Origin of the sequence: Plebeiibacterium sediminum, assembly GCF_026013605.1 — a bacterium.
Classification (GTDB): Bacteria; Bacteroidota; Bacteroidia; order Bacteroidales; family Marinilabiliaceae; genus Saccharicrinis; species Saccharicrinis sediminus.
This window is the reverse complement of sequence record NZ_JAPDPJ010000393.1, coordinates 1-341: the sequence shown is the minus strand read 5'-3', so window position 1 is coordinate 341 and position 341 is coordinate 1. Positions and strand designations below refer to the sequence as shown.

1 protein-coding gene is annotated in these 341 nt (G+C 44.0%); it reads left to right on the top strand.

The genetic code is table 11. The features are described from left to right. A partial coding sequence (locus OM075_RS25915) for a hypothetical protein (protein ID WP_301193428.1) occupies positions 1-341 on the top strand: 341 nt, incomplete at both ends.

The window sequence follows — 341 nt, the reverse complement described above, 5'->3', positions numbered from 1 at the left end:
GATATCCTTACTTCCGGCAATGTAGCTGATTATACTTTTGTTTGGACAGGCGCATTGGCCATTCCAGTCGATGGTGGAACTCCAGAGGAAACCACTTTCAGAGCTGTTGTGACTGATAATACAACAGGTTGCACCAGTGAAACAGAGGTAGTAATTACCGTTAATCCAGATCCTGCATTGCAAGCCACATCTGCAACTTACTGTGCCGATGAAGCAGCTGAATTCAATATCAATACCTTTAATGATGATATCCTTACTTCCGGCAGTGTAGCAGATTATACATTTGCATGGACAGGAACATTGGCCATTCCAGCTGATGGAACAACTGCAGAGGAAACCAC